The sequence below is a fragment of the Kosmotoga pacifica genome, from assembly GCF_001027025.1.
Classification (GTDB): domain Bacteria; phylum Thermotogota; class Thermotogae; order Petrotogales; family Kosmotogaceae; genus Kosmotoga_B; species Kosmotoga_B pacifica.
This window is the reverse complement of sequence record NZ_CP011232.1, coordinates 1,406,508-1,423,543: the sequence shown is the minus strand read 5'-3', so window position 1 is coordinate 1,423,543 and position 17,036 is coordinate 1,406,508. Positions and strand designations below refer to the sequence as shown.

Below are 17,036 nucleotides of genomic sequence, written 5' to 3'. Positions count from 1 at the left end.
TACTTGACAACGAAAATGCGGGGTGTTATGATAATATACGGCGCCGGGATGGTGGAATTGGCAGACACAACGGACTTAAAATCCGTTGGAGCAGAAGCTCCGTGCGGGTTCAAGTCCCGCTCCCGGCACCAAATGGAAAGAATGGACGCCAATGGCCCTTGATATAAAGATATTCGGTGCGGGGTGGAGCAGTCTGGTAGCTCGTTGGGCTCATAACCCAAAGGTCGCAGGTTCAAATCCTGCCCCCGCTACCATTATGGCGGTGTAGCTCAGCTGGCTAGAGCATGCGGTTCATACCCGCAGAGTCGACAGTTCGAGTCTGTCCGCCGCCACCAAAGCCCCTATTATGAGGGGCTTTTTTGTTTGCAAAATGTTTTTAAAAATTTTTGAGATAAAAATCTAAACTATAAGTGTTCCCCGGAGGTATAATGCTTGTGGAAGGTATTGACATAAAATCACCATTTGAGCCAGATGGCTCGTTATTGAATGAAGCCCCCGTAAGGGGGCTTCATTTTATCTGTTGTATCGATTTTGATTATCATTTTGACTCTTTCGATCTTTGAAGGAAACTTCAAGAAGGTTTAGTTCCTCATCGGTCTTAATGAACGGTTTGTCCTTTCCCTTACTCTCTTTTCTTTTTATCATTTAAATCACCTCAGTTATATTATAGCATAAAATAGCAAGAAATTCAAAGCATAGGATAGTATAAACGAGATAACGCGAAATATTCAGATATATTTGCCACCAAGTATCGTTCACTGCTATTTATCGCCGTGTTTGAGATAAGAACTATATCGCTGTAGTCTCTTCTGATTAGGAACCCCATTTATCTGTTCTCGATTTACAGGATGAGTTGAAATCTCTTTCTGATAGAAGGCCAAACTAGAGTGCAAGAAGTTTGAACTCTCAAACGAAACTCTGTTATAATTTTACTACCCACACATAGTAGCCTTACAAAAATTCTCTGTTTTATCTATTTCACTGATCAAATCCTTAATCTGACAAAAAATAGGCTGGTATAGCCTGTTGTCTGTTTTTGCTCGTTTTTTGGGCCGACTATTACTGTCTAAATAATCATAGTTTGTAGCTCACAGTTTCGTGGCTATTTAACGATTGGAATGTCACCTTATGTGCTGTATTTCTTCGTGATTTCATACTATATGTCGTTGAAATGATAACGATATCGTGTATTCCTTACATCTGCACTGATAACATTTGTTATTGGGCAAACACAATTCGCGCTATATAGTGAACTTACCGTGGAGATTCTTGATCAGAGCAATAATAATGGTATCTCTCGCAATATAAGTGTCTTTAACCTAAAGATATGAAACTTCTAGTCGCTAAAGAAAGGATGGTGAAAGCATGAGAATCTGCGTTATTGGAGCTGGAAACGGTGGCCAAGCACTCGCTGGTGTTCTTGCACAAAGAGGTCATGAAGTCATGCTCTTTAATAGAAGTGCCAAACGTATATCCGGGATCACTGATAGTCGCACCATTAGAATAGAAGGTGAGTCATCCGGACCAGCCAGGTTGGCATACGTTGGTACCGATATCGAACGAGCCACAAAAGACAGTCAGATAATCATGATCGTTGTTCCGGCCTTTGCCCATGCTTCCGTAGCTGAGCGGATGGCACCGTACATCAAGGAAGGACAGATAATTATTTTGAATCCCGGTCGAACCGGTGGAGCCCTTGAATTCAAAAAAGTTTTGGATTCCAGAGGAGCCAAGCCAGGATATGTCATCGCTGAAGCGCAGACATTTCTCTTTGCATCAAGAATAGCAGGACCTGGACTTGTGAGGATATTCAGAATGAAAAACGCCGTCCCTGTTTCAGCGCTGCCAGCCAAAGACAATCACATACTCAGCGAAGTTTTGCCGGATGTTTTCCCTGAATTTGTTATCGCACCAAACGTCCTTTATACGAGCTTCAACAATATCGGAGCAGTATTTCATCCTGCTGCGCTCTTAATGAACGCTGGCTGGATAGAGACGACTCATGGTAACTTCCAGTTTTATCTTGACGGCATAAGTCCGTCAGTGGCAAGAGTGTTAACAAAAATCGATGAGGAGCGCTGCGAAATTGCGCGGGCTTTGAAAATAGATCCCCTTGGAGCTGTGGAATGGCTTGATTTCGCTTACGACGTCAAAGGAAGAGACCTGTACGAAGCCATTCATAATAATGACGGTTATCAGGGGATTCGCGCCCCTGTTAGTCTTTATAACCGCTACATTCTAGAAGATGTCCCGATGAGCCTCGTGCCGATAAGTTACTTTGGAAAATCGCTGGGCTTAAATACTACCACTATAGATTCTATTATCAACATTGCGAATGTTGTCATGGGTGTGGATCATTGGAAGAAAGGTAGAAATCTGGACAGCCTGGGCCTTTCTGGCTTGAGTGTCGACGCTATCTGGGAATATGTCGAAAGGGGCGTGAAACCGTCATGAAATCCCGAAGAAAGAAAATCCTCGGTGGAGCAATAGGCAGTGATGTTCACGTTGCAGGAATACTGAATTTTTTAGATCTTGCGCGAAAAGAAAATTATAAAACTATCTATCTCGGCGGCGCCATTCCACTGGAAAAACTCATCGGTGGAATCATTGAAACGGATCCCGAAATTGTTGCGATCAGCTACAGACTCGGAAAAGAAGCGCTGAAGAACCTTCTAAAAGAATTAGAAAATACCCTAAAAAGAGAGGGGCTTTTAAACAACAGAAGTTTCGTGTTCGGGGGAACCCACGAAACGGCAAATATAGCTAGAGAATTCGGATTATTTGAAAAGATCTTCGACGGTAGTGAGTCTGTTGAAGATGTAGTGATGTACTTGAGAGGGGAGATGCGGGGTGTCAGGAAAGAAGACTATCCTCAGCAGCTTGTGGAGAGGATAGAATTCAAAGCACCTTACCCCCTGATTCGTCACCATATAGGCCTTCAAACTCTTGAGGAAACAGAGAGTGAGATAATCATGCTCGCTGAGTCCGAACAACTCGATATAATTTCTCTCGCTCCCGACCAAAATGCCCAGCAGTGGTTCTTTAATTCAGAAAAGATGGATCCATCCCAGGATGGAGCAGGGGGAGCACCTTTCAGAAAAGAAGAGGATTTTGCAAGAATGTATAGAGCGAGCAGGCGTGGGAATTTTCCGTTGCTCCGGTGTTATTCGGGGACACAAGACCTTATCAAATTCTCAAAATTGCTTCACAAAACAATAAACAACGCCTGGGCAGCTATTCCTCTAACGTGGTACTCAGAACTCGACAGACGCTCTGACAGAGATCTCAAAGATGCCATAAAAGAGAATCAGAAAGCAATTGAATGGAATGCTAGCCATGGGATTCCTGTGGAGATAAACGAGTCTCATCAGTGGGCTCTACGTTATGCTCACGATACAGTGGAAGTAGCGACAGCTTTTCTTGCAGCTTATAATGCTAAAAAGCTGGGGGTAAAGACTTATGTTGCTCAGTACATGTTCAATACCCCGCCCGGAATTTCACCTGCCATGGACATAGCAAAAATGCTCGCAAAAAAAGAGTTGATCGAATCCCTTCATGATGAGAGCTTCCATTCTTATCGAATGGTGAGGACAGGATTGCTCTCTTTTCCCGCTGACGAGGACATGGCAAAGGGACAGCTCATTTCGTCCACGTTCACTGCTTCTTATCTCCAACCACACATCATACACGTCGTTGCCTTCTGTGAGGCCAAAAGACGTGCAAAGGCGAAAGAAATAATTGAAAGCGTAAAGATGGTTAAGAAAGCGTACACAGAAGCGATGAAGGGATTGCCGGATTTCGAAGCAGATCAAAAAATAAAAACAAGAAAGGAAGAACTGGTACAGGAAGCACTGCTGATTATCGAAGCTATTAAGCAATTCGGGAAGGGATCAAAAGATCCCCTTGTGGACCCGGAAGTGATATGGGCTGCGATAAAGACGGGTATTCTCGACGCGCCTGGACTGATGAAAATGTCCGTAGCCCGTGGAAGTGTAAAAACCGGAATTGTTAATGGAGCTAATCGTGCCCTTGATGATGAAGGGCAACCTATTACCGAAAAGAAGAGACTCGAACGTCTTGGATTCAGGTTGTAGGAGGTGGTTCTGTGAAGATAGCCGTTGTATACGATGAACCCCTTAGTGGCGAAAAGCAGGACATGGTTTCAGCAGTGTGTAGTGCTCTTAACATCCGATACGAAGCTTCCCCCCTTCCTTTCGATGAAAACTTTATCCACAATGTGAAAACGTATGATTTCGTCTTCAATCTTTCCACTGGTGGTGGGAAGTACAACAAGCAGGTTCATGTACCCGCACTTCTCGATAGGCTTGGAATACCCTTTACAGGCTCATCTGCGGGTATCCAAGCTCTTTGCATGGATAAATCTTTGACAAAACTCGTACTTCGAGAGAACTCTATTCCCACGCCATCTTTCATAAAATTCCATTCACCGAAAAAGCTCAGAGACCCTGGTTTTTATCCCGCTTTCGTTAAGCCGTCGCGGGAAGGTAGTGCCGCCGGCATTTCAGAAAAATCTTGTGTAAACAACTTTGATGAACTGAAAGAACAGGTCAGGTATGTTTTCGAAGAGTTCGGAGATGTAATAGTGGAAGAGTTTATAGATGGAAGGGAATTCACCGTGGGTATTATCGGGAATGGTGATGAATTGGAAGTTCTTCCCATCCTCGAAATCGATTTTTCAATGCTTCCCGACGGTCTTGAGCGATACTATTCCTACAGGGTTAAACATCACTATGCTGAAGAAACCAAATATATCTGTCCAGCCCGTATAACCCCGGACGAAGAAAGAAGACTCAAAGATTACTCCAGGAAAGCATTCAAGGCCCTGGGACTGTTCGATTACGCCAGGATGGATGTGAGGATGAAAAATGGAGAGTTCTATATCATCGAAGTGAACTCTTTGCCGCTCCTGGTCCCAGTCTATTCTGATCTGACAAAGATGTTAGAACCGGTGGGATTGAGTTATGACGATCTCATATTGAAAATATTCGAAGCCGCAAAAAGAAGAGTCGAACGTTCTCGTTAGAGCTATACGGGATTTCTGAAATATTTTCTGAACCTAATTTTGACTTCCTTTTTTTCTGCATGCTCTAACGGGATTAGTATAACACAGGGTGATCCCTCTATCTCGACATTGCAAATGGCCCTTCTAGCATCATAAGGGCTAGAGTGTTCAATTTTCACTGTTACGCCTTCTTCAGAGATTTCAACATCCTCGGGTCTGAAAAATATGTCTCTGTATCTGTTAACCCCAAAAGGAGAGAACAGTTCCATGACGAATATATTTGGAGGATCGTTATAAATATCTATCGGATTCCCATATGCAACAATCTTACCTTCGTTCATAATGTAGACTCTTGAAGTCACAGCCATCACATCTTCACAGTTATTAAGCACTATCAGCACTGAATGACCGAGCTTTAGGAGGAGCTTCTTTATCATCGTCCTCAGCTCGGTCCCAATTTTTTTATCCAGCCTCTCAAAAGGCTCATCCATGAATATCATGTCAAAGGTTCTTACCGTTTCCCTTCCGATTGCTGTCAGTTTTTTAATGCCCGCGGGTAACTCTTTTGGCAGCTTCTTTAGATATTCAGGCAACCCATTCAATTCCTCAGCCTTTCGTCTGACCTTCGAATCTATGTTTTTTTCTTTCTTTAACTGAAGGGGAAAGGCTATGTTCTTATACGTATCGTAGTGCGGAAAAAGCGCACCATTCTGAAAGACAAAGGCTATGTTTCTCCTGTGTGGGGATTCATAGGTCACTTCTCTGCCACCCATAAACACCTGTCCCTCAAGGGGTTCATACAACCCAGCGGCAGTCTTGAGAAGTAATGTCTTGCCGCAACCGGATGGCCCAATAAGGCCGACTATTTCCCCTTCATCCACTCTTAAATCAATGGGTCCGAGCTTGAATGTACCGATCTCCGTAACAAGGCTTTTCAGTTCAAGCGCAAGCATATTCCCACCTTCATTCCAACAGCTCGTCCACCTCAACACTCCTTCTCTCATGGAAAGATCTAACAGCTGCTTCTATCACCGCAAGGTCCTTCAAAGCCTCCAGAGTGGACCCGAGCTTATTTTCTGCACCTTGTTTTACCACTTCATAAAAATCGAGAAACTCCTTGAAAAAACTGTCTTCCTTCGGAAAATTCAGGGTCTCAATTCCCCGACTAGTTTCGATTTTCAATGTGTTTTCACCAATTCGCAAATTACCTTCGGTTCCGACGACGGCTATTTCATCCTTAAAATTAAGACCATAAGAAGCTATATAATTTCCGACAATCCCCGATTTGAGGAGTAAATTCATGGTTATCGAGTCTTCTGCTCCGAGATAATCCCTGACTCTCTTAAGGTAGGCAATGACTTCTTTGACATCACCGAGCATTGTTCTGATAGCGGCTATATGATGTACCCCAGCATCAGATATGAAGCCAACTATGTGCATCGGGTGTTGTCTCCAGTTAGTTTGAGCGTACTTGTTATTTTTATCTATGAGCTTTATGCTTCTCCAGATCAAGAGAGCGGGTATGCCGATCCTGCCTGAATTGATAATTTTGAAGGCCTTCCTGTATATCGAAAAGTGTCTGTAGTTCTCGGCTATATAGATCACGTTCTGGTTTGTTTTTGCTAGCTCTAGGACTTTCTTTCCTTCCTTGACATTTACGGCAATGGGTTTTTCCGCGATCACGTGTAACCCGTTAACCACAGCTTTTTCAATGAACTCCGGATTGAGACTTGTGGGTAATGCCAGATCGACAGCCTCCGCAATGCCGGAGTTGACAAGCTCATTGAAGCTCTTGAAAACGTGTGGCCTTGGCTCGACCAATTCTGCGAGGCTCTTAGCCTTTTCCATGGTTCTGCTGACGAGTGCTGTGATCTCTATGCGATTGCTTAATTTTTTCAATGCGGGAAGATGGAGCTCCCTTGCCGCTACTCCACACCCAACTATCGCGAGCCTGAGCTTTTCCACTTTATCGCCTCCTTTATCGTGGATACTATATTTTCATTGAAATATATCGAACTTCCCAAAGAGACGCTTCCTTTAATGGCTAGTGTGGATTCTCCTTCTGCATCCATCAACAGCGAAAGACCAAAATAAAGTCTGATCGGTGTATCTCCTATGATATAAATGACCGGGGATAGAATGACAGAAGTGCCAAAAACCACACCACCATTGAAAATTCTGCAGTCGAATTCCCACGATGTACCCATCCCGCCCAGGCTGAACAGATTCAGAAAGTTGATGCGTTTATCCATCGAAAATGTGTAAGGCAATGAAAATTTGAAATCAAGCAGATAACTCGTGGCTGGATATTTCGACATCATAGGATCAAGGGAATTTGATGTAGCCACCACACTCAACACGTCGTAAAAAGGATCAAGAACTTCTTTTCCAGAAGCCTCTACCGCTGCAAATACATCGAACACTGTCAAAAGGCCTGACTCAATATCTGTAATCAAAGTGCCAAAGAAGCCACCAAGATATGTGGGTACGGCATCAAAACCCCCTACCAATCCTTCCATACCAACATATAGTCCATGCTTTAGCATGTTGTTGAAACTGTAAACCCCATCGATGTAGAAGTTTTCAGAATCGAGATACCGCCCCTCAACAGAAAACTTATGGCGCGATATCAAGAGGGGAGCGCTATCTCCTATGAAAAGCTTTTCTGGAATACTGATTTCTGCAAACAGATGAATCCCTTCCAGCTCGCTATACCTTCCCTTGAGAAAGGTATAGTTATCAGGACGGAAATAGAATAAGGCTCCACTGTAATTGTATCCGATTCCCTCTTTGCTGAGATAACCACTCTGGCTGAGAATGCCAAATCCAAAATATGGAAACTTTTCAAAGAGCAACTCCCCGGTATAGCCTATCCCTGAAGCAGAAAGTTCGATATTTAAGTGTGTACTCAGTAGATAGGCATCGTATCGGTTCTGGTCTTTACCGTATTCGCCTTCTATCAGTGGGGGCCAATGGTTGTTGTGGCGTTCGATGTCAAAAGTATGCATACCGGGATCAAGGTGTACTTTCATTCCTGGAAAGTATGTTAATGAAGTGGACTCTGTCGTGACAAAACTGCTGCTTCCATCAGAAGATTCGACTATTACTCTCAAAGGCACCTTCATGCTGCCGTTGTCTATTTTAATTTTCCCGTCTTCGAGATATACTCTAGCATCAAAATTTTCCCTTTCAAGAAAAAGGGCTTCCAGTATACCGGAGTCGATATATCTTCCTATAAAGCTCAGGAATTCATCGGTGAATACGTTCTTTCCAACGTAATGACGGTAATACTCAGAAAGTATTGAGTATAGTTTTTCCCGTCCGACTATCTCCTCCAGTGAAAAGAACGCTCGCTTGCCTTTTTGATAATAAATGGCGGAAGAGAAGTTTTGCGGAATCCTGTCAGTTGCGTCAGCGACAGCGGCCTTCACACCTGCCATCTTCGCGTATAACAACATGAACTGATCGGCTTGGGATACTGTCAGCGGAATATCAAAATAGTCTTTTATGAAAGTCACGAGGATATCTGCTGAGTCCCAGTTCATGTAGTAATCGTTGCCATATATCTCCAGCATCGTGCTGTGGGCAATATAGTCTGAAATACTTTCACTCATGAAGTTGTTCTTCAGAAAATCGACGCTCGTTCCGATCCCGAACCATAAATGGCTCAGTTCGTGAGCGACAAGATAAAAGGCGAGGGGATCGAGAAATCCACTTACCCACAGGTCAGCCGTGGTGAAGAAACCATCACCAATGGCCACCAACCCGTCTGCTGTGATACCGTAGAGTCCAGGGAAAGGGTCCTGCATTATGTGAACCGTTGAATATCTCAGAGGTCCCAATTTTCTGATATGGTTATCCAGCACTTGAAGTGCGTAAGCGGCGAGTTTGGAAGCCGTTCCTTCAAAGCCTTTCCTGAAATGTACAACAACCTTCACTTCATCTCCAGAAAAAGATAATTCTTTGTAACTCTCTTTCTTCACCAGAGCCAGCGGGCAGGATAGATAATTCCCGTTCGATTTCCAAACAGTTTCACTTTCTCTTTCACCACCAACAACGCCTTCCCAGCCTTCTGGAACCTGTAACATTAATTGCCAGCTGTGGGGGCTTATGCGCAGACCCTCCAGATCTTCCACCGGCAGTGGATACCATCCGAAGCGGTACAAAACGAAATCACTGTATGTTCCTTCTTCCGGCAGTCGTTTCTTCTTCAAATGGGTGCGAAAGGAAATTACAACCTGTTCGACATTCTCTTTTATCGTCAGCATAGTGCGCTGTCTTAGACTTTCATCACCAAGAAGTGTGGCAGGATAGGTGATAAGTTCGTAGTTGAGCATACGTCCAGAACCATCCGTTACGGAAATGATATCTATCTTTCCACCTTTTTCTTCGAAGAGGGCGTGGAGATAAGGATTCCCTTCAGAAGCATAGTTTGGTAATAAGAGATAATTCTTTATGTCGTCTTTTGTAGAGAGTGTCCCAGATATGATTAGTTCCTCAGGATTGAAACGTGCCTGTATGTTGAAATTCACTGCAAAAACAGCTGCCGTTACAAAAAATAAAAACACCACACAAATAGATTTCATCTGTCCCACCCCTTCAAATTATATACCAGCATGCAAAAAAAGCCCTCCCATTTTCAGGGAGGGCTTTTATGGAGGTAATTAATTACTCCTTAATACCGGAACGCACTAGACTCCTCACAAAAAGGTCCTGAAGGGTAAAAAACACGATCAATGTTGGCAAAACCGCGATCAATGTACCTGCCATGATAATTCCCCAGTTGTTTGCTGACTCAGCATCTATGAGCATTTTGACACCTATCTGCACGGTCTTCATCTTGTCTTCCATGGTTATGATCAAAGGCCACAGATACATGTTCCACGAGTACACGAAGTTGATGATAACAGCTCCACCAATAACTGCTTTAGAGAGAGGTAGGAGGATTTTTATGAAGTATGTCATTGGGCCAGCACCATCGATACGCGCTGAATCCTCAAGGGAAGACGGTATCGTCAAAAAATGTTGCCTCAAAAGAAAAGTATTCGTCGCACTCGCCATGAAGGGAATAGTGAGAGCCCAGTAAGTGTTCACCCAGCCAAATTGCTTCATAAGGCTGAACAACGGGACTATCATTACAGTCTCAGCCGGAAGAAAGAGCGTTGCGAATAAGAAAGCAAAGGAAAAATTCTTACCAAAAAATTTGAAATTAGCGAAGGCATAACCCGCCAATGTACCTGTAATTATTTTCCCGGCAGTAATCATTGCTGCAACAATTGCACTGTTCAATAGCAACCTTCCAAAGGGCACAGTGTGAAATGCCTCCACATAATTTTGCCAATGGAAGGAAGTGGGAAAGAATTTCGGTGGAAAAGAAAACACACTTTCTGGCGGTTGAAGACTCATGGTGACCGCCAGTATGAGTGGCATAATGAAGATGAAAGAAACAAGTATGAGAACTATCTCAATTAAAATTGTATTCAAACGTTGCCGTCCTGACCTCGTCATATACTCACCTCATTGATAGTGGACTCTGCGCTCGGCAAAATTGAAGTAAAGTATGGTGATTACTATCATTATCATAAACATCACAATGCTCTGAGCTGAAGCAGGTCCTCTTTTTTGAAAGGCGAAGGCATCCAGGTAAAGTCTATAGATCATGTTTGTCGTGTAGCCACCGGGACCTCCGCGGGTCATGACATCCACAATAGCGAAGGACGAGAACATTGTCATAACGATGTTCATTATAACGAGGTAGAAAGTTATTGGCGAAACGAGCGGGAAGACGATTTTCCATACCTTTGTCATCGTCCCGGCACCATCCAGGGTTGCTGCCTCCACAAGATCAGTGGAGACATCTTGTATGCTCGCGATATAAAAAATCATGTTAAAAGGTAGCATTTTCCAGACTGTTGCAAAAATAAGTGCGTAGAAAGCGTAGGGTTTTGAAGTAAGCCACTCAACCTGAACACCGAACAACTGCATGAAGAAGTAATTTACATGTCCGACAACAGGATTCAGCAAAAATGTCCATAGAGTTCCTGCGATGGCAGGAGATACCGCATATGGTGCAAAAAGAAATGTTCTATACAGCCGGGTTCCAGGAACTCCTCGGGTCAACATAAAAGCTAAGATAAAAGCCAAAAAGATCGTTATCGTAACACTAAAAGACACGTATATCAAGGTGAATCTGACAGAGTAGAGATAATCGGGATTTTGGAAGAGCTGAATAAAGTTTCTAAATCCCACGTATATCATCCTGTTACCGAAGGGAGACGTCTTATAGAAACTCATCTTAAAAGCGGTTCCAGCAGGGAAGTATATGAACATGACTATAATAACAAAGGTGGGAATCAACAGTATGTAAGGCAACAGCTTCCGCATTAACACACCTCCATAGCAGGAAATGGGGCGGTTACCCGCCCCAGTAGAAATCAATAGACCTCGTTGTATTCTTTGATAGCTTTTGTTGCAGCTTCTTCAGCTTTCTTTAAAGCTTCGGCAGGTGTCAACTCGCCTCCAAACATTTTCTCTAGGTTTTGTTCAATAGCGCTTCTGATTTCTGGATATGCCCCAATAATAGCACCCCTAGAGTTGTAGTTCTGTTCGGAAAGTAGGAGTTGCATCAGAGCAGTAAGATGATCTGGGTAGTCTTTGTAGTAACCGGAGAACAGTAGTTGTTCCACAGCATCTTTCCTGACAGGGAAGTAACCCGTGTTCTGGTGCCAGAGTATCTGCTGTTCCGGCTCAGCCATCCACTTTACGAATTCCCAGGCAGCCTGAATTTCCTTATCTGGATGACCATCGATGATCCAGAGACTTGCTCCACCGATCACAGCGCCACCAGCAGGAGCATCAGCCGGTTTTGGCAGGAAAGCCGTGCCAAATTCGAAGTTGTTCTGTTTGGAAGCATCCATCATGAGTTTGACATCGGATGTTGAAGACATAAGCATAGCGACTTTCTGAGAGATGAAGAGATTTCTGGCACCCGTCCAGTCTTCTACTTTGGTCTTTATCATCGTGCCTTCTTTGTACATATCATTGAGCCACGTGAATATTTTCAGCCCGGCTTCGTTGTTGAACACGGCTTTGGTTGGTCTACCTGTTCTCCCGTTGTTGCTGTCACACATGGGAGCTGATTGAGCTGCCATGAGCTGTTCAAAGAACCAAGAGTGAAGGTTGAAACCAAAACCTACGACGTTTCCTTCAAAAGCCTTGGTTATCTGCCTTGCAACTTCCTTAAATTCTTCAAAAGTCCTTGGCGGTTTGTTGGGATCAAGCCCAGCCTGTTTGAACAATGTCTTGTTGTAATAAAGGATGGCGTTCGATGAATTAAAGGGCATGGAGTAGAGCTTTCCATTGATTCGGTAGTAACTGAGGACCTGGGGTAAAAACTTTCCAATATCGAAAGTTGGATCGTTCGCAATGAGGTCACCAACGGGAACAGCAATGCCACCATCCACCATGATCTGTGTGCCAACATCGAAGATCTGAACCACATGGGGTGCGACACCCGCCTGAACAGCGGCGATCAGCTTGTTCAACGTATCTCTGTAGCTTCCTGTGTACTGAACCACAACTTCAATTCCCGGATGGGTCGCGTTGAATTTCTCAGCCTGTTGCTGCAGGAAATCGATTCTCCAACCCCCCATAGCATGCCAGAACTGGACTTTTACCTTTGCAAGTCCAAGCGAAGCAACAAGAACGAGGAGCAAAAGGATCACAAAAAGCTTCTTCATTCTAACACCTCCCCAAAAAATTAGAAAACCACCGCAATTTTTACGGTGGTTTTCTCTGCGTCTCTACCACGCGGTGCTATTATTATAACAGTTTGGACACAAAAATCATAACCTCCTAAAAGAGTGATGGTGCTTCACCTCCGGTAAGGAAGAATTCTGGTATTTCAGGGACTTCATTTCTATGTTTCATTTTTTCCTCGATTACCTCAAGGTATCCTCTGGCGGTTGCTTTCCAACTGTAGTATTTTCCTACATACTCGCTAATCCGTGCGGTGAGTTCTCTGTTGAAGTCCTTATCAAGTATCAATCGTTTTAATCCATTAGCGATGCTGGCTGTGTTTTCAGGATCGATCAATACACCATATTCAACTCCGTGCCTTTTCAAGAATTCCGAGGGGCCACCATTTCTGGTGGCAACCACTGGCAGACCGCAAGCCATGGCTTCAAGAGGAGCAAGCCCAAAAGGTTCATAGAGGGAAGTGAGGGCAAATACTCCGCCTTTTCTGGACGCAATTCTATACAAAGCCGCTAATTCCCACTGATTTGAAATGTTCATAAAAAAGACCTTGTTCCTCGCATTATGTTCATCAATGAGAGAAACAAGCTTTTTTAACACTTCGCTTGCTTCATTTCGAAGAACGTTGTAATCGCTGTAAACGTTTGAAATTCCCCGTGTGACTATCAGGAGGTTTGCAGTTTCTACAAGCTCTGAATCTGATAGATAGGCCTTCAATAACCCACTGATATTCTTTTTCGGGTCAATCCTGCTCGAAGAAATGATCACTGGTTTTTCAAGCCTGTCTGTGGAATAGGAGGTTACTGTGTAATTATATCTTTCATTTATTTCTTCATCCAATTCTGAAGGCACGGGACTGAATATCCCGGTGTTCACCCCTGGAGGTACAACAGCAAACTTTGAGTCGTCTTCCACCTCAATCCATCCTCTATATAAGGGATGCGAGTACTGCTCGAAGCGTTCTTGCCGGGTACTCACGAAATTAATAGTGGAATATCTCATTGAAACTCTTTCGGCAGGTATTCTGTATGAGAAATTATATATCTGATCAAACTCATGGAAGTTTTCGAGAGTAATACCGAGCTTATCCATTTTTTGAGCACCGAGGGAGTGGGCTGTGAAAGAGAATGGAATATCTCTTTTAAAGTTCAAAATAGCTGCCGCGATTCCCCCATCACCGTAATGAGCAGTTACGAAAGATGGGAACTCTCCTTCTTTCTCGTAAAGTTTCTCAATTTCAACAACATAGTCTTTCAGATGTTTCCATAGCTTTTCTTTCGGCAGGAATTTCAAACCACCAAATTCCATTCGTACAATCCTCACACCGCCAACACCCGGGTAAGAATCGAAGCTCTCGGAAAATTCAGGCCATTCCTCATCGACTATCCTGCGGGTAATGATATCAACATCAATACCCAAAGATGCCATGGCAATGGCAAGCTCTTTAACATAGACGAGCTGTCCACCGAAATCCGGATGATCTGTCCAGTGACTATCCAGGGAGTCAAAATTTCCTTGAGGATTTAAGAAGGCGATTTTCACGATGTCATCCCCATTTCTGCGATTATTTTTAGTTGAGAAAACTCAGGTAATGGAACGGATTTGTCTTCATGCTCTATTCTGAATGCGGCCGCAGCGTTACCAAGCTTAGCTGCATCAAAAACATCAAATCCCTGAAGCAGGCCATAATACAGTCCACTCCAGAAAGCATCACCGGCACCTGTGGTATCCACAACGTTTTTAGCGAACGCTGGTATATGCATTGAAGTCCTGCCGTTGGAAATCAGGACTCCTTCAGCACCAAGGGTTAGGACCACGTTCTCCACACCATAGCTGTGGAATAGTTCGACATATCTTTCTGGAGATCCTTTCCCAAAGATGTGAAATGAGTCGTCCAGGGAAGGTTTGGCTAAATAAACACTTTTCATTATCTCTTTCAGAAAGGCTCGTCCGTCGTGCCCTTTCTCCCAGAGGAGTTCTCTGAAGTTAGGATCGAGACAGATCTTAACATCCTTTTTTGCAGCCATTTTCAATAGAATTTTCGCCGTTTCGCGGGCAGGCTTCATAGATAAAGGCCAGCTCGTGAGGTGCAAAAAAGCCACTTTCATGAACAAACTATCAGGATCTTCAGGTAGCTCCAGTAGATAATCAGCACCTCTGATCGGTATGAATTGTGGTGTATCCTTAGATTTTGAAATGATAACTATGCTGGTTGGTTGATCGGCTATTCTAATGAAGGAAGTATCTATGTTTTTCTCCTTCAACCACCGAAGATATCCCTTACCGAAGGAGTCGTTTCCGACAGAAGCCAGCAGTACCGGCTCAATGTTTAGACTCTTGAGATTGACTGCAAGGTTTCCAGGAGAGCCTGCAAAGTACCTTCTGAACACTCTGGCCTCTGAAAGGTCATCAACATATTCTTCAGAAATCATATCGATCAACAACTCACCTACTATAACTACTTTCTTCATCACATCACCACTCGTAGAATTCATTTTATCCCTGTCTGAGAGACACTCTTGACGTACTGCCCTTGAAGAATCACAAAAAGTATCAAAACTGGTGCAGTCATCATCGTTGCAAAAGCCATTATGTCTCCCCAATCCCGGGGATACTGTCCAAAGAACACCTGCATTGCAACAGGTAGGGGTCTGTATTCGAAACCTCTCGTAACCATCAAAGGCCAGAGGAAAAACCCCCACTGTGTAAGAAAGTGCAGAATTGCGACACTCGACAGAACCGGTTTTGAGAGAGGTAGGGCAATTTTCCAGTATATCTTAAACCAGCTTGCTCCATCTATCAATGCAGCTTCCTCAAGAGCCTTTGGGAAACTTAAAAAGAATTGATAAAAAAGGAAAATGTAAAACGGATTCGCGATAAAAGGTATAATCTGAACGTGATAACTGTCGAGCCATCCAAATTTGTTCGTCATGAGTAACAAAGGTACAGCTATCGTTTCAAAGGGAATTATCATCAAAGCTACAATAATAGATACCAGCAAGCCTCGCCCTCTGAATGTGAACCTCGCAAGTCCAAAAGCCATCATGCTGTTCACCAACAATCCTGCCAGTACTGTTGAAGAAACAATAAGAACAGAGTTGAAAACAAACCTTCCAAAGGGCATCCGTTCAAAAACATCACTGTAATTTTTTAATGATGCCGGTGAAGGGATGAAAGTCCTAATCGATCCCATCCTTTTGAGTATATCGAGTTCATCTGGATTCAAAGAGGTGGAAATCATGTAAATGAGAGGAAAAAGAAAGAATAAAGCCAACAATATCATGAGAGTGTAACTTACACTTTTGTCGATCAATTCCAGCTTTTTCCTACTCCTTTCTGCAGTCATGTTATGATACCTCTCTTTCTTCTCTGAGAACGAAACGCTGCACTATTGAAATAGCAAGGACAAGCAGGAAGAACACCACTGTCAGGGCAGATGCATAACCAATGTATTGCCTTCTAAAACCCATGTTGAATATATGTAGAACCACCGTATAGGTTGCTCCATTTGGACCGCCATCAGTCATGACCTTAACCTGATCGAAGAGTCTAAAAGCGAGTATGGTGGTTGAAATTATCACAAAAGCCGTGGTATTCCTCAATTGGGGAAGTGTGATCCTTCTGAACTTTTGCCAGTTATTGGCGCCGTCTATCGTTGCTGCTTCATAAAGCGATATGGGAATCTCCTGAAGGCCTGCGAGGAATATGAGCATCTGGAACCCCACACCCTGCCAGATGGACATAAACATTATCGCAGGGAATGCCCAGTTCTCATTCTTTATGAAATCCACGGGTTGCCAGGCTCCGAAACTGATCTTTTGAAGAAACAGGTTTATAAGTCCTTCAGGATTATAGAGAAAGGTCCATACAACGGCTACAACAACCATCGTGGTAACAGTCGGCATGAAATACACCGTTCTGAAAAATTTTGTGAAATTTATACGCTTATTCACAAGTAATGCCAGTGCAAGGGCAAATACCGTTTGAAACGGAACAACAATAACAACGAACTTGAAGATATTTGCCAGCCCTTTCCAGAATAAATCATCGCCTAGCATCTTTTTATAATTTGCCAGGCCGATAAACTTAGTAGGCAACCTTGTGATCAATCGTTGGTTCGTGAAGGACAGATAAAAAGCTGAAAGGAAGGGAATGATAATAAAAGTTATAAGCAAAGCAAGGCCTGGCAAAAGGAAAATGAAAGCATACTTAAAGCTCCGTTTTTTTTCGTAATACATCTTGGCCATATTCTCTCTCC

General features: G+C 43.5%; 14 protein-coding genes and 3 tRNA genes. 6 read left to right on the top strand and 11 right to left on the bottom strand.

All coding sequences use genetic code 11. The features are described 5' to 3' along the window. Positions 1-42 precede the first annotated feature (42 nt). The 3 genes from IX53_RS06570 (at position 43) to IX53_RS06560 (ending at position 335) form a co-directional block, all read left to right on the top strand. Positions 43-131: transfer RNA gene (locus tag IX53_RS06570), tRNA-Leu, on the top strand. 46 nt (positions 132-177) lie between these two features. After that, positions 178-254: transfer RNA gene (locus IX53_RS06565), tRNA-Met, on the top strand. Between the two features lie 4 nt (positions 255-258). Then, a tRNA-Met gene (locus IX53_RS06560) sits at positions 259-335 on the top strand. 178 nt (positions 336-513) lie between these two features. Here the strand turns inward: IX53_RS06560 and IX53_RS11175 are convergent. Next, positions 514-645 carry a hypothetical protein gene (locus IX53_RS11175; RefSeq protein WP_273229785.1) on the bottom strand — a complete coding sequence of 44 codons (132 nt, stop codon included), beginning with the start codon at positions 643-645 and terminating at the stop codon, positions 514-516. A gap of 720 nt (positions 646-1,365) precedes the next feature. On the opposite strand from IX53_RS11175, the gene IX53_RS06555 reads away from it, so the two are divergent. From IX53_RS06555 to IX53_RS06545, 3 genes are read left to right on the top strand one after another with little or no spacing between them, the layout of a single operon-like run. Then, the gene (locus IX53_RS06555; RefSeq protein WP_047754668.1) at positions 1,366-2,454 is read left to right on the top strand and encodes an NAD/NADP-dependent octopine/nopaline dehydrogenase family protein; all 1,089 of its coding nucleotides are present in this window, start codon (positions 1,366-1,368) and stop codon (positions 2,452-2,454) included. Beyond that, positions 2,451-4,094, top strand: a complete 1,644-nt coding sequence (locus IX53_RS06550; protein WP_047754667.1) for a methionine synthase — start codon at positions 2,451-2,453, stop codon at positions 4,092-4,094. The genes IX53_RS06555 and IX53_RS06550 overlap by 4 nt, the downstream gene beginning before the upstream one ends. A gap of 11 nt (positions 4,095-4,105) precedes the next feature. Then, a complete protein-coding gene (locus IX53_RS06545; RefSeq protein WP_047754666.1) occupies positions 4,106-5,044 on the top strand; it encodes a D-alanine--D-alanine ligase family protein in 939 nt (312 codons plus the stop codon). A 2-nt stretch (positions 5,045-5,046) separates the two neighbouring features. On the opposite strand, the gene IX53_RS06540 is transcribed toward IX53_RS06545, so the two are convergent. The 10 genes from IX53_RS06540 to IX53_RS06495 form a co-directional block, all read right to left on the bottom strand. Continuing rightward, complete coding sequence (locus IX53_RS06540; protein WP_047754665.1) at positions 5,047-5,976, bottom strand: ABC transporter ATP-binding protein; 930 nt, start codon at positions 5,974-5,976, stop codon at positions 5,047-5,049. Between the two features lie 10 nt (positions 5,977-5,986). Next, on the bottom strand, positions 5,987-6,988 hold the full coding sequence (locus tag IX53_RS06535) for a Gfo/Idh/MocA family protein (RefSeq protein ID WP_047754664.1): 1,002 nt from the start codon (positions 6,986-6,988) through the stop codon (positions 5,987-5,989). Further along, positions 6,964-9,609, bottom strand: coding sequence for a M1 family aminopeptidase (locus IX53_RS06530; protein WP_047754663.1), 2,646 nt, complete (start codon positions 9,607-9,609; stop codon positions 6,964-6,966). Before IX53_RS06530 ends, IX53_RS06535 begins: the two co-directional genes overlap by 25 nt. A gap of 82 nt (positions 9,610-9,691) precedes the next feature. Continuing rightward, complete coding sequence (locus tag IX53_RS06525; protein ID WP_047754662.1) at positions 9,692-10,531, bottom strand: carbohydrate ABC transporter permease; 840 nt, start codon at positions 10,529-10,531, stop codon at positions 9,692-9,694. A gap of 9 nt (positions 10,532-10,540) precedes the next feature. Continuing rightward, positions 10,541-11,407 carry a carbohydrate ABC transporter permease gene (locus tag IX53_RS06520; protein ID WP_047754661.1) on the bottom strand — a complete coding sequence of 289 codons (867 nt, stop codon included), beginning with the start codon at positions 11,405-11,407 and terminating at the stop codon, positions 10,541-10,543. A 50-nt stretch (positions 11,408-11,457) separates the two neighbouring features. Continuing rightward, entirely contained in the window at positions 11,458-12,762 is a 1,305-nt protein-coding gene (locus IX53_RS06515; protein WP_047754660.1) for an ABC transporter substrate-binding protein, read from the bottom strand. Between the two features lie 115 nt (positions 12,763-12,877). Further along, entirely contained in the window at positions 12,878-14,320 is a 1,443-nt protein-coding gene (locus IX53_RS06510; RefSeq protein ID WP_047754659.1) for a glycosyltransferase, read from the bottom strand. Continuing rightward, entirely contained in the window at positions 14,317-15,249 is a 933-nt protein-coding gene (locus IX53_RS06505; RefSeq protein ID WP_053001311.1) for a carbohydrate kinase family protein, read from the bottom strand. The genes IX53_RS06510 and IX53_RS06505 overlap by 4 nt, the downstream gene beginning before the upstream one ends. A 20-nt stretch (positions 15,250-15,269) precedes the next feature. Then, positions 15,270-16,124, bottom strand: a complete 855-nt coding sequence (locus IX53_RS06500; RefSeq protein ID WP_047754657.1) for a carbohydrate ABC transporter permease — start codon at positions 16,122-16,124, stop codon at positions 15,270-15,272. A gap of 1 nt (position 16,125) precedes the next feature. Continuing rightward, positions 16,126-17,025 (bottom strand): carbohydrate ABC transporter permease, encoded by a 900-nt coding sequence (locus IX53_RS06495; RefSeq protein WP_047754656.1) that lies wholly within the window; start codon positions 17,023-17,025, stop codon positions 16,126-16,128. Positions 17,026-17,036 lie beyond the last annotated feature (11 nt).